Source organism: Synechococcus sp. Minos11 (assembly GCF_014279855.1).
Taxonomy (GTDB): Bacteria; Cyanobacteriota; Cyanobacteriia; order PCC-6307; family Cyanobiaceae; genus RCC307.
This window is the reverse complement of the sequence record NZ_CP047953.1, coordinates 420,406-434,140: the sequence shown is the minus strand read 5'-3', so window position 1 is coordinate 434,140 and position 13,735 is coordinate 420,406. Positions and strand designations below refer to the sequence as shown.

The following is a 13,735-nucleotide window of genomic DNA, read 5'->3' as shown; positions in this document are numbered from 1 at the left end:
TAGCCCGTGACCCGGCTTCGGCTTTGGCATGCCTTCTTCAGGCCGGCTTTCGTTTTGGCGTTGCCCCTGCTGCTGATCCTGCAGCTCAGCGGTTCCGCCCTGGCCCTCACAGACGATCAAACCCTGGTGGTGGATGTTTGGCGGCTGGTGAATGAGAGCTATGTGGACCCCAGCTTCAGCGGCGTTCCATGGCGGCGCCTGCGGCAAAAGGCTTTGGAGAAAACGATCAGCAATCGCGGCGATGCCTATGACGCGATCGACGCCATGCTGGCGCCCCTGGATGACCCCTACACCCGCCTGCTGAGGCCCGAGTCCTACGGCCAACTGGAAGCGGCCACCAAAGGAACGGTGAGCGGCATCGGGCTTCAGCTCGGCATCCATCACGACAGCGGCAGCGTGGTGGTGATCGCCCCGGTGGAAGACTCGCCCGCTGCCGAGGCTGGCCTGGTGGATGGCACCCTGCTGCGCAGCATCAATGGGCAAGCCACCAGCGAGCTGGGACTCGATGGCAGCGCTGCTCTGTTGCGGGGCGACAGCGGCAGCAGCGTGCATCTGGAGGTGACCCTCCCCGATGGCGAGGAGCAAAGCCTCGATCTCGAACGGCGGGCGATTGATTTACGCCCCGTTCGCAGCCGCCGGCTGCGCAGTGGTGATCACACCCTGGGGTATCTGCGCATCAATCAATTCAGCGAACCGGTGCCAGAAGCCGTTCAAGAAGCTTTGGCAGATCTCGAAGCCAAGGGCATCGAAGGGCTGGTGCTGGATTTGCGCAACAACACCGGCGGCCTCGTGAGCGCCGGGCTAGCCGTTGCCGACGACTTCCTCGCTGGCGATGTGATTGTTGAAACCCAGGACCGCAATGGCATTAATGAGCAACGTCCGGCCAACGGCGGCCGGCTCTTTGATGGCCCCATGCTCACCTTGATCAATGGCGGCACGGCCAGTGCCAGCGAAATTTTGGCTGGTGCCTTGCAGGACAACGATCGCTCACAGCTCTTGGGCAGCACCAGCTTTGGCAAAGGGGAGATCCAAACGCTCTTGCCCCTTGGCGATGGCAGCGGCTTGGCCGTCACCGTGGCTCGCTACCTAACGCCCAATGGCCGAGCGATTCAGGGGCAAGGGCTTGAGCCCGATGAGCCCCTGAGCAGCACCGAGCCCAGTGGCAGCAGCATCGGCAGCGACGATGACGCCTGGTTGCGCAGCGCTGAAGAGGCACTGATCACGCAACTCGAGGCATGAAGCGGCGCTCGTACCACGATCCGCTCCACGGCGAGATCGTTCTCGACAGCAACGATCCAGCCGAGGCGATGGTGATCGCCCTGATCGATGCCCCGGCATTTCAGCGCCTGCGGCGCATCCGCCAGCTGGGCCCTGCCTTTCTCACCTTCCATGGCGCGGAATCCAGCCGCTTCACCCATTCCATCGGCGTTCTTCACCTGGCGCGCCGCGCCCTGCAACACCTCGAACGCCTCACTCCAGAGCTGGCCGTCTATCGCGGACTGATCTATGGGGCCGCCCTGCTCCATGACGTGGGTCATGCCCCGCTGAGTCATGCCGGCGAGGAGATGTTTGGCCTGCATCACGAGGCCTGGTCGGCGCGGCTGGTGCAGGAGTGCCCAGACCTGCGCGACCCGCTGGAGGCCTGGGCTCCGGGAACCGCCAAGGCGGTGGCTGAGCTGCTGGAGCATGGCCGCAGCCCCCACCCCGCCGCCAAAGCCCTCATCAGTAGCCAGCTGGATTGCGACCGCCTCGACTACCTCCGCCGCGATAGCTACAGCACCGGCACCAGCTACGGCCAGCTCGATCTCGATCGGCTGATTGCCGCCTTGACCTTGGCTCCCGATGGTCAGTTAGCGCTGCACCCACGCGGCCGCAGCGCTGTTGAGCACTACTTGGTGGTGCGCTCATTGATGTACAGCACCGTCTACAACCACCGGCTCAACATCGTGGCCAACTGGTTGTTGCAGCAGATCGTGCGACAAGCCCGCCAAAGCCAACCCGATGCGCTGTTTGCCGATGCCGTGATGGCCCGCTGGCTCTGGGATCCCGATGCCATGGACAGCAGCACCTATCTGGCCAACGACGACCTACGCACCGGCTATCACCTGCAGCGCTGGCGGGAAGAGGGGCCAGCGCCACTGCAAGAACTCTGCCGGCGATTGCTCGATCGTGATCTGCTGCAAGCCACCGACGTGCGAGGCCTAGACCACACCCAACGGCTGGAAGCTCTGGCCATGGCCCAACGCTTGTCACAAGCCGCTGGCCTTGATCCCGACCTGTGCTGCGGACTCAGGGAGCGCCGCAGCACGGGCTATCGCCCCTATGTCGGTGGCCTCAGGCTCTGGAACGGTCAAGATCTGCAAGCGCTTGAGCAGGTCTCACCGCTGGTGAACAGCCTCAGCCAACCCCAAGAACTGGCCTGGTTGCTGCATCCCAGGGAGGTGCGGGATCAGCTCAGGCAGCAGCTCCCGGCAGCAACCCCTGCTGCCTGAGAACAACCTCCACATCAGCAAAGCTGTCCCAGGGGTGAAAGGCGATGCCGCGCTGCTCAAGCCAGCCACTGAGGGGCTCTCTGGCAAACACCAGATCCGCCACCTCGGCCATTCCTAAATCGGTGATCGAATCACCAATCACCACGCTGCGGCCGCGGCCATAACGCTTCACCACCTCGGCTTTGGCCACCAGCTCCTGCCCATTGGCAAACGGAGACGCAAAGCGCAGCCCACCACCTGGATGGGACAGCACCTCAGCCGCAATCAATTGATCAAGGCGATGGCGATGGGGCCCCAGCACCTCTTCCACCAAGGGCACAAGCCCACCGGAAACCAACACAAACGGCAAACCAGCCCGCTCCAGTTCCGCCAAAAACGGCAGGAAGCAAGGGCGCGGGGCGTACTCGCCCATGTGAGCCACCATGGCCTCCAGATCGTGGGGGGTGAGTGCATCGGCCAAGGCCTGCATGCCCTGAAGCAAGGTGATGTCGAACTGGAACAGCTGCGCTTTGAGGTCAGCCCAGAGCTCCGGCGCAGCCCGAGCGGCCACCGCATCGAAGGTGTCGACGCTGGTGACAGTGCCATCAAAATCGCAGAACACCGTGGCGGCAGGGCAGTCCATGGCGGCGGTGAAGTGTGGCCCTAGCTTGAGCGGGCCGGATTCGCTCCATGGTCGCCCGCCTAGACCCTGCCCCCGCTCCGGGCTGGCCCCATCGGCTGCAGCTGGGCGCTTGGCAAGCGGGTGCTGATCCTTGTGAGGCGGTGCTGCATGCCCTTGGCGCCGACCCGCCCCAGGGCCGGGTGGTGATGGAGGCCGGTCCCTGGCCTTTGCAATGCAGCCATCTGCAGGCGATTGCTCAGCACCTCGAGCAAGCCGGTCTTCAACTCGAGGAGCTGAGCAGCAGCGAGCCCAGCACCTTGGTGGCCTCAGCAGCTCTGGGGCTGCGCAGCCAGGCTGAACCACCAGCTCCTGAGAACGCTGAAGAGTCCAAGGGCACTGGGCGCGAGTTGCACGTCCACCGCGGCACCGTGCGCGCCGGCGAACATCTGGAAGTGGATGGTGCGGTGCTGGTGCTGGGCGATGTGAACCCTGGTGCGCGCATCAGCGCCCGCGGTGATGTGTTGATTTGGGGGCGGCTGCGCGGCATTGCCCATGCCGGATGCCACGGCGCACGCAACGCGCGCATCGTGGCGCTGCAACTGCGGCCGCTGCAGCTGCGCATTGCCGATGCCGTGGCGCGCGGCCCGGAAGAACCGCCGCCGGAAGGAGTCACCGAGCAAGCGCGGCTCGAGGGCGATGAGATTGCAATCAGTGCCGCCCAACTAGGGGTGCCGATCAGCTGGGGATGACGCCAATGGCGCCCAGCACACCGGCAACCGCCATGAAATACAGCGGTGAGATGCGCGTGAACAACATCAAGGCGCAGACCACAGCCGAAACCAAATAAGCCACCACGCTGTGGTCCGCCGTGCGCAGCACGGTGAGGCCCACATGGAACAGGATTCCCAATGTGATTGGCCCCAAGCCCCGTTCAAAGGCGGTGCGAATCGGTGCATCTTTGAGCCGGTTCCAGCTCAAGGCCGCCGCCACCATCACCACGGTGGAGGGCAGCAACACCGCCACCTCAGCGCTCACCCCACACAACAGGCCCCACCCCAGGCCGTGGTCCCAGCCAGCCCCCAGCCCCAAGAGCCCCACGATCATGGAGCTGGGCCCAGGCGCTGCTTCAGCGAGGGCATAGATGTCAGCGAACTGGGAGCTGGTGATCCAGCCAAAGCGCTCCACCGAGAGGTGGTGGTATTCCGCCAGCAAGGTGTTGCCGCCGCCGAGGGAAAACAGCGACAGGCGCAGGAAGGTCCATACCACCTGAAGCCAGGTGTCCCAAGCGCTGCTGGGATCAACCATGGCGCTGCTGCCGCGGCCAGTAGAGGGCCATGGCAATCGGCCCCAACACCAGCACCACCGGGATCAGGCCAATCCCCTTGAACTCCAGCACCACAAAGGTGAGCGCCGCCAACCCCAAGGCCAGCGGATCACGCCAATACACGTGCAGGATTTTGAAGCCCATGGAGAGGGCCATGCCCGCTGCCGCGGCCACCACTCCGGTGAGCACCCGGTCCACCGCTGGAGCCGCGTGGAACTGGAAATACACCACCCCGATCAGCATCAACAGGCTGAAGGGCACCAGCAAAATCCCGCCCACAGCCGCCACCGCGCCAGCAAACGCCCGGAACTGCGCGCCGATGTAGACGGCCATGTTGATTTGATTGGGGCCTGGGAAGAGACGAGCCACCGTGAGGCCAGTGATGAAGCTTTCGTTGCTCATCCAGCGGCGCTGCTCAACAACGATGCGCTGACTCCAGGCCGACATGCCCCCACCAAAGGAGGACAGCGCCACCTGCAACATGCCCAGGAACAACCCCTTACGGCTTGGGGCTGCAGCCAACGGTTCTTGATCCAGCTGAGCTGCCATCACTCGTGAATGAAGTGGGGATCCGGAGGCAGCTCCCCCTCCTCATGCATCGCGGGATCCAACGGATCCGGTGCGGCGTAGGGCGTGGCTTCATTCCAGTCGTGCTTGTACATCTCAACGCAACGGGCCAGCACCTCCGGCGCATCGGTTTCGATGCCCAGCTCGCGGCGCAGATCGAACGCACTGCGATCGATGTTCATCGAACCAATCAACGCCATCTTCTTATCGACGACGATCAACTTGGCGTGCAGCTTGAGGTGTTTCTGGCGGCGAACCTTCACACCTGAGCGGCTCAGCACCCGCAGGCTGGCGAAGGTGTCGTAGATGTCCCAATCGGAGATGCCGTGCTTGCCGCCGCACAGGACCCTGACTTTCACACCGCGTTCGCAGGCGGCAATCAAGCGCTCAAGGATGACCGCATCAACAAATTTGGGGTGCTGAACCCACAGGCGTTCCTTAGCCGCATCAATCACTTTGGCCATCTGGCCACGGCTGTGAAAACTGCTCCACACCAAACCAACGCTGAGATCGGGATTGAAGAAGCTGCGGTTCCAGTCGTGCTCAAAGCCATCGATCACCTGCTCCACCGCTGGAGCCGCATAGGTGATGACGCCGTAATCACGGGTCTCGGTGAAGTACTTATCCGAGAGGTTGAACGTGGCAATGAGCGCCGCGCTGTCATCCACCACGATCGATTTCTCGTGGGTCACCGGGAACGATTCACTCGTCCAGGCCACAGACACGCCCCACGACTGCAGGGCGGCATAGGCCTGATCGTTCCAGCGATCCCCGCCGGAGGTGTGGGGATTCAGCATCACGCGCACCTGCACGCCTCGCTCGTGGGCCTGACGCAGCGCCTCGAGAACGGCAGGCGACTGCAGCTTGAATTGCTTTAAACGCAGCTCTTGCTGGGCCGATGCGATGAAATCAGTCACCGGCTCAACGCCGTCGTCAGGCATCACCAACAGCTGTTGGTGATGACCTGCTGTGGTTACCCCACGCGTCATTGCGAACCATTCGTTGCGCTGCCACCAACGATGCAAACAAATCGATTAAAGGGCTGTAATTTCCTCGGATTCACCTAACTGTCTGAGCCACAGTGCTCGGATCACAGCCTCTGTGACTGGCTCATCCACTCGCACCATCCTGATTTGCTCCGGCAAAGGCGGTGTGGGCAAAACCACCTTGACGGCCAACCTCGGCATCGCCCTGGCATCCCAGGGGGTGCGCACCGCCGTTCTCGATGCCGACTTCGGTCTGCGCAACCTCGACTTGCTGCTGGGCCTGGAAAACCGGATCGTCTACACCGCGCAAGAAGTGCTCGCGGGCAACTGCCGCCTGGAGCAAGCGATGGTGAAGCACAAGCTGCAGCCCAACCTGGCGCTGCTGCCCGCTGGCAACCCACGCATGCTCGAGTGGCTCAAGCCCGAGGACATGCAGAAGATCGTGGGGCTGATCCAACCCCACTTCGATGTGGTGTTGATCGACGCACCGGCCGGCATCGAAGACGGCTTCAAAAATGCTGCTGCTGCAGCTGATGAAGCCATCGTGGTCACCACCCCGGAGGTCTCTGCCGTGCGCGATGCCGACCGGGTGATCGGCTTGCTTAACACCCGTGGGGTGGAGCCGATTCAGCTAGTGCTCAACCGGGTGCGCCCCAAAATGATGCAGTCCCAGGAGATGTTGGGCGTCACCGATGTCACCGACATCCTGGCGCTGCCCTTGTTGGGCTTGGTATTTGAAGACGAGCAGGTGATCGTCAGCACCAACCGGGGTGAGCCCCTCACCCTCAATGGCTCGAGCTCACCAGCGGCAATTGCCTACCGCAATGTCGCCAAGCGCTTGCAAGGCGAAGAAGTGCCGCTGCCCGATCCCACCAAACAGCGCCGCGGCCTGCGGGCCAAGATGCGCCAACTCATGCAAACCAAACTGTTCTGAGCCATGACCCTGCGCGAGATGATTGATCGCCTGCTGGGTCGTCAGCAGGCCAGTGCCACCACCGCCAAGCACCGGCTGCAGCTGGTGTTGGCCCACGACCGCAGCGATCTGAATCCTGACTTAATGGAGCAGATGCGCCGCGAAATTCTCGAAGTGGTGAACCGCTACGTGGAGCTCGACCTCGAGGGGGGAGACGTCACCCTGGAAACCGAGGAGCGGGCGACCGCCCTGGTCGCCAATCTGCCCATTCGCCGCGTCCGCGACGACGTTCTGCCCCAGGTGCCAGCAGTACAGTGAGGCTCCAGCCGGCTTAGCTCAGCGGTAGAGCAGCGCTTTTGTAAAGCGAAGGCCATCGGTTCAAATCCGTTAGCCGGCTTAAGGCCGTCCACCCTTGGGATTCTTTTTTCTCTGATTGGGCCACAATGGCTCCGATTTTGGATTGGGCCTGCCTGTGTTGAAGCGTTCTGCAATGGCCAAAGCAGCGGCCGCCCTGCTGGCTTGCACCGCCATCACACCCTTCACCCTCCCCGCAGCTGCCCAGAGCAGCCGCGTGGCGCGCCCCCTGAGCGAAGCAGCCGCCCAGCAAGCAGCTGATCAAATTCTCGAAGCAGTGCGTCAACGTGACGGCGCTCTGCGCTACTCCCAATTCAGCAAGGCTCTGCAAACCACCAGCAGCCCATCAATGGTGCAAGGCACCCTCGATCAATTGCCTCAGCTCGAGAGCTGGACCATTCAGTCGGTGCGCACTGGCCTCAGCGGCAACAGCTCCGTTGAGGTGTTGCTTCAAAGCGAAAATGGCAGCCGTGAAGCCACCTTGGTAATCAACCCCCAAGGTCGCCTCGTCGCCCAGCTGTTCAACGTCTCAGACAAAGACTCCACCAAGGTGGCGCGGGCCTTCATCGATGCGGTGAGCGATGGCCAATTCATCAGCGCCCGCAGCCTGCTAGCCCTCGACCTGCAAAAAGAGATCAGCCCTCAAAAGCTGCAGAACAAGTGGCTGAGGCTGCAGCAGACCACCGGGAATTTCCAGGCGATCGAGAAGGTGATGGAAGCTGAGCATGGGAGCAACGGCTCCCTGGTGCTCGTCACCGTGCGCTTTAACCGCACCACCGACAACATCTTTGTGATCCTCAACCCGGCTGGGCAGATCACCGGACTTGATTTCCCAATCGATGGAGCCGTGCGTTGATGCCTCTGCTGCTGCTGCCAGTGTTTTGGGCTCAACTGCAACAACCCTGCAGGATCTGGAGTGTGCGAGAAGCCCTGAGCTACAGCGGCCTATGTGATGTCCGAAAGCAGCAAGGAACAACCTCGCTGACGGCTCCAAACGAGCTCACCGGGGAAGACCAAACTATTGAGGTCAGCCCCAAAGGGCGCCGCCAGGTTCATGTGCGCGGACTGAACAGCCAAGGCGATGAAACGCTCTGGGGCGAAGCTCGCAAAGTTGGCAAGAGTTGCTGGGTGGGATCAGATTTCGGTCTCTGCCTCTGAACCTGAGGTGAGACGGATCGCCATGGGCGCCGCCACGATCACCTCATCACTCACCCGCTGGATCGAACCATCCAGCGACCAAACAGCGCCAGAGAGGAAGTCAATAAAACGCTGGGCGTTGCTGTCATCCAGCAAGGCCATGTCGACAACAACCGTTGAGTGGCGCTGCAGCCATTGCACAGCAAGCTCCATCTCCTCAATCCGCTCAGGCTTGAGGAGAACGATTTCGAGCGGGGAGTATTGGCTAGCAAACATGGAAGCAGTCTGCTGAGTTTCAACAGCTGCCGCATGGAACGCTGAAAGATTCAGGAATTCAGGATGGTGTCAGGGAGCGTTGGGAGATCACGTCCCAAACCCAACCAGCCCAATGCAACGGACGGCGTGACTCAAAGCGGCTGGGACGTTCCGGAACCACATTCACCCAGCCATAGCCACCAACCACACTGATGCTGCCGTGAGTTGTGCGAACCAGCAAAGACTTAATTCACCTAGCCCTGTCGTATCAAAGTCTCTTGGAATGTGATGTTCACCACGATCAACTCGCCATGCGCAGCCGCAGCCGCAGCAAGGCGCGCTGTTCAATCTGCCTAGCCCGCTCGCGGCTGCAGCCCAACTGCTCACCGACAACACTCAGCTTCTGGCGCTCGGGCGTGAGATAGCGCCACTGCAACACCTGTTGATCACGTTCGGGCAAATGGCGAAGTTGCCTGCCCATACGCTCCCAACCGTCGTGGCGCTCAGCCTCATCCAAAGGCGAAGGCTCCGCTGATGGCAACAGCTGCAGCAGATCGCTCTCACTACCGGCCGCCGGCGTGTCGAGCGACAGGGTTCCCGGCGCCATCCGCAACGCCAGGCTGGCGGCCTTGAGATCAACGCCAGCTTCCGCTGCCACCGCAACGAGATCGGTACTGAGCCCCTGTTGCCAGAGGCGTTCATGGGCCCGATGCAATGCCCTGAGCTGCTGGGTGACATGGATGGGCAAACGCAGCGTGCGGCCTTTGGTTTCCAAGCCCCGGCTGATGGCCTGCCGGATCCAATTCCAGGCGTACGTACTGAAGCGGTAACCCAGGGTGGGGTCGAACTTCTCCACCGCTCGGATCAATCCGAGCGAGCCTTCTTGCACCAAGTCCATCAAATCCAAACCTCGCCCTTGGTAGGTCTTGGCAACGGTCACCACCAAGCGCAGGTTGGCTTGAATCATGCGCTCACGAGCCCGGCGGCCGCGCCGCAGTTCCCGTTGCTCTGTGGGGCTTAGCTGGGGTTGCTGCTCAAGCTGCTGCGCCCGTTGCACCAAGCGTGCCAGCTCCACCTCCTGCTCAGGCCGCAGCAGGGCATAACGACCAATCTGCTCGAGATAGGCACGAACCGGTTCCGCCATAGCAGCAGGTCTGCGCGCCTCATCGATACCGGCGGCAGCGCAGAGCAGCAAGGGCTCTAGGCCAAGGGTTCAGGGAGTCTTCCCCTTTGTGATGGCTTTGTGAGGATCCCCATTGGGACTGAGCAGCAACGCCACCAACAACATCAACGGGATCCAGATCAGCTCCCGCAGGGTGAACAACCGCTGCAAGCTGATCATCAACGGCTCTAAGGCCCACTCAAACAGCGCCATCAAAGCGATCACAAACAGGACCAGACCGCCCATGGCAATGGCGCAACACCTGCAACGTAACGAGATTCAGGCTCAACAACAGGGGGGGGCTGTCTTCTCACAGCACTGCTGCACAGCCCCCAACCAGGAGCGCAACTCTTCGATCGCGCCAGGTTCCAAGCGGTAGTAGACCCAACGGCCACTCAGCCGCTGGCTCAGCAAACCGGCGTCTTTGAGCACCCGCAAATGGAACGAGAGCTTGGATTGCGCCAACTCGAGATCGGTGGTGAGGTCACAAACGCAGCGCTCACCCTCGGCCAAGGTTTCAATGATTCGCAGCCGCAACGGATCAGCCAAGGCTTTCAGCAACGTCCTTGCAGAATCAGCCTTGAGATCAGTCGCCAGCAGTGAATCCATCAAATTTCGTTGATCTATCTTGGGGGCAAAGCGCGGGGCCTAACCAATGAAAATAGGTGTAAATGGCTTCGGGCGAATCGGTCGCCTGGTTTTTCGTGCCCTGTGGGGTCGTCCCGGCATTGAACTGGTGCACGTCAATGACAACGCCGGTGACGCTGTCACCGCCGCCCACCTGCTGACGTTTGATTCAGTTCACGGCCGCTGGAGCCAAGAAGCACACGCCACAGGCAGCGGCTTTCAAATCGATGGCCACACCATCAGCTATTCCCAGCACAGCGATCCAACAGCTGTTCCGTGGGATCAAGCCGGGGTGGAGGTGGTACTGGAGTGCACCGGCAAGATCAAAACCCCCGAAACCCTTCAGCCCTACTTCGATCAAACCAAGGTTCGCCGCGTGATCGTGGCCTGCCCGGTCAAAGGCCAGATCGCCGGCGCTGAAGCTCTCAACATCGTTTATGGCATCAACCATCAGCTCTACGAGCCAAGCCAGCACCGCCTAGTCACAGCAGCCTCGTGCACCACCAATTGCTTGGCCCCTGTGGTGAAGGTGGTGCATGAAACCTTCGGCATTGAGCACGGGCTGATCACCACCATTCACGACATCACCAACACCCAGGTGCCGATCGATGCCTTCAAGAGTGATTTGCGGCGGGCTCGCTCTGGCTTGAACTCCTTGATTCCCACCACCACGGGATCAGCCAAGGCCATCGCCATGATTTTCCCGGAGCTGCAAGGCAAGCTCAATGGCCATGCCGTTCGGGTGCCGTTGCTGAATGGATCGCTCACCGATGCGGTGTTTGAACTCAAGCAAGACGTCACCGCCGAGCAGGTGAATGCAGCCTTCAAAGCAGCTGCCGATGGCCCTCTGCAGGGAATCCTTGGCTACGAGGAGCGGCCCTTGGTGTCGTGTGACTACACCAACGACAACCGCAGCTCGATCATCGATGCGCCCTCAACGATGGTGGTGGATGGCAACCAGCTGAAGGTGTTTGCCTGGTACGACAACGAATGGGGTTACAGCTGCCGCATGGCTGATCTGGCTTGCCATGTGGTGGCGCTGGAGCCATGAAGCTCTCTCCGCTGCAGCAATACGGCATCGTTACCGCCAACTACTGGGCCTTCACCCTCACCGATGGCGCCCTGCGCATGCTGGTGGTGTTCCACTTCCACCAGCTCGGCTACAGCACGCTTGAGATTGCCTTCCTCTTCCTTTTTTATGAGTTCTTTGGTGTTCTCACCAACCTCTATGGCGGCTGGATCGGCGCGCGTTATGGCCTCAGGCTGACCCTCTGGGCCGGCACGCTGCTGCAGATCCTGGCGCTGGTGATGCTGATTCCCGTGGCTGCCAGCTGGCCGAAGCTGCTCAGCGTGATTTATGTGATGGCCGCCCAGGCAATCAGCGGCATCGCCAAAGACCTCAACAAGATGAGCGCCAAGAGCGCCATCAAAACCGTGGTGCCCGAAACCCCAGATGACGAGCAGCAAGGGCAAAAGCAACTGTTCAAGTGGGTCGCCATCCTCACTGGCTCGAAAAATGCGCTCAAAGGGGTGGGCTTCTTTCTCGGCGGTGTGCTGCTCACAGCGGTTGGCTTCAACTCAGCCGTGGGCCTGATGGCTGCAGGCTTGGCATTGGCCTTCGCGCTCACCCTGGTGTTGCCTGGCGAGATCGGCCGCATGAAGCAGAAGCCAGGCTTCAGCGCACTGTTCTCCAAATCCAAGGGCATCAACGTCCTATCGCTGGCGCGCTTCTTTCTGTTTGGCGCCCGGGATGTTTGGTTTGTGGTGGCATTGCCGGTGTTTTTAGAAGCGTCCCTGGGCTGGAGCTTTTGGGAGATCGGCGGATTCCTCGGCCTCTGGGTGATCGGCTACGGCTTTGTGCAAGGGGGAGCGCCCAGCCTGCGGCGGCTCTGGGGCCAAAGCACCACACCAGGCGCCAGTGCGGTGCAGTTCTGGAGTGCCGCACTGAGTGCCATTCCGGCCCTGATTGCGATTGCGCTCTGGCGCAACAGCGATCCAGGCCTGGCGATCACCGCTGGCCTGGCCGCCTTTGGCGTGGTGTTTGCGATGAATTCTTCGATCCACTCCTACATGGTGCTGGCCTACACCGATGCCGAGAGCGTCAGCCTCAACGTCGGCTTCTATTACATGGCCAACGCGGCTGGCCGCTTGGTGGGCACGCTGCTCTCCGGAGCGGTGTTCATGCTGGGGCGCACCGCGAGTGGCGGCATGCAGGCCTGCCTTTGGGTGTCATCACTGCTGGTGCTGCTCTCGTGGTTGAGCAGCCTGCGGCTGCCCCCCGTGCCGCGACTCTCACAGGCCAATTGATGGGGCTTTTCGAGCGCTACCTCTCCCTATGGATTGGCCTGGCGATCGTTGCTGGCGTGTTGCTGGGCTGGCTACTGCCAGGAGCAGCTAGCACCATCACGGCTCTGCAGCTCTCAGGCATCAACCTGCTGATCGCACTCCTGATCTGGGGAATGATTTTCCCAATGATGCTGGCGGTGGATTTTTCGGCCATCGGCGGCATCGGCCGTCAACCCCGCGGCCTGCTGGTCACCGTGGCGGTGAATTGGTTGATCAAGCCACTGACCATGACAGCGCTGGCCTGGCTGTTCATACGCGGATTGTTCGGCCCCTGGATCCCAGCCGCCATGGGCCAGGAGTACGTCGCCGGCATGATCCTGCTTGGGGTGGCCCCATGCACCGCCATGGTCTTCGTCTGGAGCCGTCTGAGCGATGGGGATCCCAACTACACCCTGGTGCAGGTGGCAATCAACGACCTGATCATGGTGTTCGCATTCGCCCCCATCGCCACCTGGCTGCTGGGCGTCAGCGATGTGCTGGTGCCATGGGACACGATGCTCTCCGCGGTTGGTTTGTTTGTGGTGGTGCCCCTGGCAGCGGGGTGGCTGACCCGACTACTCCTGCGCTCTGAAACCCGAATTCAACGCCTGGAAGTGCAATTGAAGCCCGTGGCGATGCTGTCGCTGATCGCAACGGTGCTGGTGCTGTTCATGGTTCAAGCCCAGGCGATCCTTGGCAATCCCCTGGCGATTGTGCTCATTGCCATTCCACTGATCCTGCAGACCTATCTCATCTTCTGGATCACGGCGCAGTGGATGCTCCGGTGGCACCAACCCCGCAGCATTGCGGCACCGGGAGCCATGATCGGCGCCTCGAATTTTTTCGAGCTGGCGGTAGCGGTTGCCATCAGCCTCTTTGGCCTCAACTCTGGAGCGGCCCTGGCCACTGTTGTCGGCGTGCTGGTGGAGGTCCCGGTGATGCTTTCACTGGTGGCGATCGCCAACCGCAACGAGGATTTGTTTCCGGCCTAA

At 61.6% G+C, this 13,735-nt stretch carries 18 protein-coding genes and 1 tRNA gene; 11 read left to right on the top strand and 8 right to left on the bottom strand.

The window, feature by feature from the left end; genetic code table 11:
* Positions 1 to 6: 6 nt before the first annotated feature.
* The gene (gene ctpZ / locus SynMINOS11_RS02305; RefSeq protein WP_011934862.1) at positions 7 to 1,239 is read left to right on the top strand and encodes a carboxyl-terminal processing protease CtpZ; all 1,233 of its coding nucleotides are present in this window, start codon (positions 7 to 9) and stop codon (positions 1,237 to 1,239) included.
* On the top strand, positions 1,236 to 2,492 hold the full coding sequence (locus tag SynMINOS11_RS02300; RefSeq protein ID WP_186549587.1) for an HD domain-containing protein: 1,257 nt from the start codon (positions 1,236 to 1,238) through the stop codon (positions 2,490 to 2,492). Before ctpZ ends, SynMINOS11_RS02300 begins: the two co-directional genes overlap by 4 nt.
* On the opposite strand, the gene SynMINOS11_RS02295 is transcribed toward SynMINOS11_RS02300, so the two are convergent.
* The gene (locus SynMINOS11_RS02295) at positions 2,455 to 3,114 is read right to left on the bottom strand and encodes an HAD-IB family phosphatase (protein ID WP_186549585.1); all 660 of its coding nucleotides are present in this window, start codon (positions 3,112 to 3,114) and stop codon (positions 2,455 to 2,457) included. The two genes, SynMINOS11_RS02300 and SynMINOS11_RS02295, sit on opposite strands and share 38 nt — an antisense overlap.
* Before the next feature lie 47 nt (positions 3,115 to 3,161).
* Here SynMINOS11_RS02295 and minC point away from each other — a divergent pair, with 47 nt between their 5' ends.
* Entirely contained in the window at positions 3,162 to 3,842 is a 681-nt protein-coding gene (gene minC / locus SynMINOS11_RS02290; RefSeq protein ID WP_186549583.1) for a septum site-determining protein MinC, read from the top strand.
* Here minC and SynMINOS11_RS02285 read toward each other — a convergent pair.
* Genes SynMINOS11_RS02285 through SynMINOS11_RS02275 form a run of 3 tightly spaced genes read right to left on the bottom strand, consistent with a single transcriptional unit; the run spans position 3,829 to position 5,973 of the window.
* Entirely contained in the window at positions 3,829 to 4,398 is a 570-nt protein-coding gene (locus SynMINOS11_RS02285) for a chromate transporter (protein WP_011934858.1), read from the bottom strand. The genes minC and SynMINOS11_RS02285 overlap by 14 nt on opposite strands.
* Positions 4,391 to 4,966 (bottom strand): chromate transporter, encoded by a 576-nt coding sequence (locus SynMINOS11_RS02280; protein WP_043736525.1) that lies wholly within the window; start codon positions 4,964 to 4,966, stop codon positions 4,391 to 4,393. The genes SynMINOS11_RS02285 and SynMINOS11_RS02280 overlap by 8 nt, the downstream gene beginning before the upstream one ends.
* Positions 4,966 to 5,973, bottom strand: coding sequence for a phospholipase D-like domain-containing protein (locus tag SynMINOS11_RS02275; RefSeq protein WP_186549581.1), 1,008 nt, complete (start codon positions 5,971 to 5,973; stop codon positions 4,966 to 4,968). The genes SynMINOS11_RS02280 and SynMINOS11_RS02275 overlap by 1 nt, the downstream gene beginning before the upstream one ends.
* Positions 5,974 to 6,085: 112 nt before the next feature.
* Here SynMINOS11_RS02275 and minD point away from each other — a divergent pair, with 112 nt between their 5' ends.
* The 5 genes from minD to SynMINOS11_RS02250 all read left to right on the top strand — a co-directional run bounded on the left by minD (position 6,086) and on the right by SynMINOS11_RS02250 (position 8,395).
* Positions 6,086 to 6,904 (top strand): septum site-determining protein MinD, encoded by an 819-nt coding sequence (gene minD, locus SynMINOS11_RS02270; RefSeq protein ID WP_011934855.1) that lies wholly within the window; start codon positions 6,086 to 6,088, stop codon positions 6,902 to 6,904.
* A gap of 3 nt (positions 6,905 to 6,907) precedes the next feature.
* Positions 6,908 to 7,201 carry a cell division topological specificity factor MinE gene (minE, locus tag SynMINOS11_RS02265; RefSeq protein WP_186549579.1) on the top strand — a complete coding sequence of 98 codons (294 nt, stop codon included), beginning with the start codon at positions 6,908 to 6,910 and terminating at the stop codon, positions 7,199 to 7,201.
* Between the two features lie 7 nt (positions 7,202 to 7,208).
* A tRNA-Thr gene (locus tag SynMINOS11_RS02260) sits at positions 7,209 to 7,280 on the top strand.
* Between the two features lie 78 nt (positions 7,281 to 7,358).
* Entirely contained in the window at positions 7,359 to 8,093 is a 735-nt protein-coding gene (locus SynMINOS11_RS02255; protein WP_186549577.1) for a DUF3887 domain-containing protein, read from the top strand.
* Positions 8,093 to 8,395 carry a hypothetical protein gene (locus tag SynMINOS11_RS02250; RefSeq protein WP_043736521.1) on the top strand — a complete coding sequence of 101 codons (303 nt, stop codon included), beginning with the start codon at positions 8,093 to 8,095 and terminating at the stop codon, positions 8,393 to 8,395. The genes SynMINOS11_RS02255 and SynMINOS11_RS02250 overlap by 1 nt, the downstream gene beginning before the upstream one ends.
* Here the strand turns inward: SynMINOS11_RS02250 and SynMINOS11_RS02245 are convergent.
* The 4 genes from SynMINOS11_RS02245 to SynMINOS11_RS02230 form a co-directional block, all read right to left on the bottom strand.
* On the bottom strand, positions 8,372 to 8,650 hold the full coding sequence (locus tag SynMINOS11_RS02245; protein ID WP_186549575.1) for a cell division protein SepF: 279 nt from the start codon (positions 8,648 to 8,650) through the stop codon (positions 8,372 to 8,374). The two genes, SynMINOS11_RS02250 and SynMINOS11_RS02245, sit on opposite strands and share 24 nt — an antisense overlap.
* A gap of 280 nt (positions 8,651 to 8,930) precedes the next feature.
* Positions 8,931 to 9,773 carry a sigma-70 family RNA polymerase sigma factor gene (locus SynMINOS11_RS02240; RefSeq protein WP_186549573.1) on the bottom strand — a complete coding sequence of 281 codons (843 nt, stop codon included), beginning with the start codon at positions 9,771 to 9,773 and terminating at the stop codon, positions 8,931 to 8,933.
* Positions 9,774 to 9,842: 69 nt separating this feature from the next.
* Positions 9,843 to 10,037, bottom strand: coding sequence for a hypothetical protein (locus tag SynMINOS11_RS02235; RefSeq protein ID WP_011934848.1), 195 nt, complete (start codon positions 10,035 to 10,037; stop codon positions 9,843 to 9,845).
* A 39-nt stretch (positions 10,038 to 10,076) separates the two neighbouring features.
* Complete coding sequence (locus SynMINOS11_RS02230; protein ID WP_011934847.1) at positions 10,077 to 10,400, bottom strand: ArsR/SmtB family transcription factor; 324 nt, start codon at positions 10,398 to 10,400, stop codon at positions 10,077 to 10,079.
* A 46-nt stretch (positions 10,401 to 10,446) separates the two neighbouring features.
* Here SynMINOS11_RS02230 and SynMINOS11_RS02225 point away from each other — a divergent pair, with 46 nt between their 5' ends.
* From SynMINOS11_RS02225 to arsB, 3 genes are read left to right on the top strand one after another with little or no spacing between them, the layout of a single operon-like run.
* Positions 10,447 to 11,469: an ArsJ-associated glyceraldehyde-3-phosphate dehydrogenase gene (locus SynMINOS11_RS02225; protein ID WP_011934846.1), complete on the top strand. Its 1,023-nt coding sequence runs from the start codon at positions 10,447 to 10,449 to the stop codon at positions 11,467 to 11,469.
* Positions 11,466 to 12,725: an organoarsenical effux MFS transporter ArsJ gene (arsJ, locus tag SynMINOS11_RS02220; RefSeq protein WP_011934845.1), complete on the top strand. Its 1,260-nt coding sequence runs from the start codon at positions 11,466 to 11,468 to the stop codon at positions 12,723 to 12,725. Before SynMINOS11_RS02225 ends, arsJ begins: the two co-directional genes overlap by 4 nt.
* Complete coding sequence (gene arsB / locus SynMINOS11_RS02215) at positions 12,725 to 13,735, top strand: ACR3 family arsenite efflux transporter (protein WP_186549571.1); 1,011 nt, start codon at positions 12,725 to 12,727, stop codon at positions 13,733 to 13,735. Before arsJ ends, arsB begins: the two co-directional genes overlap by 1 nt.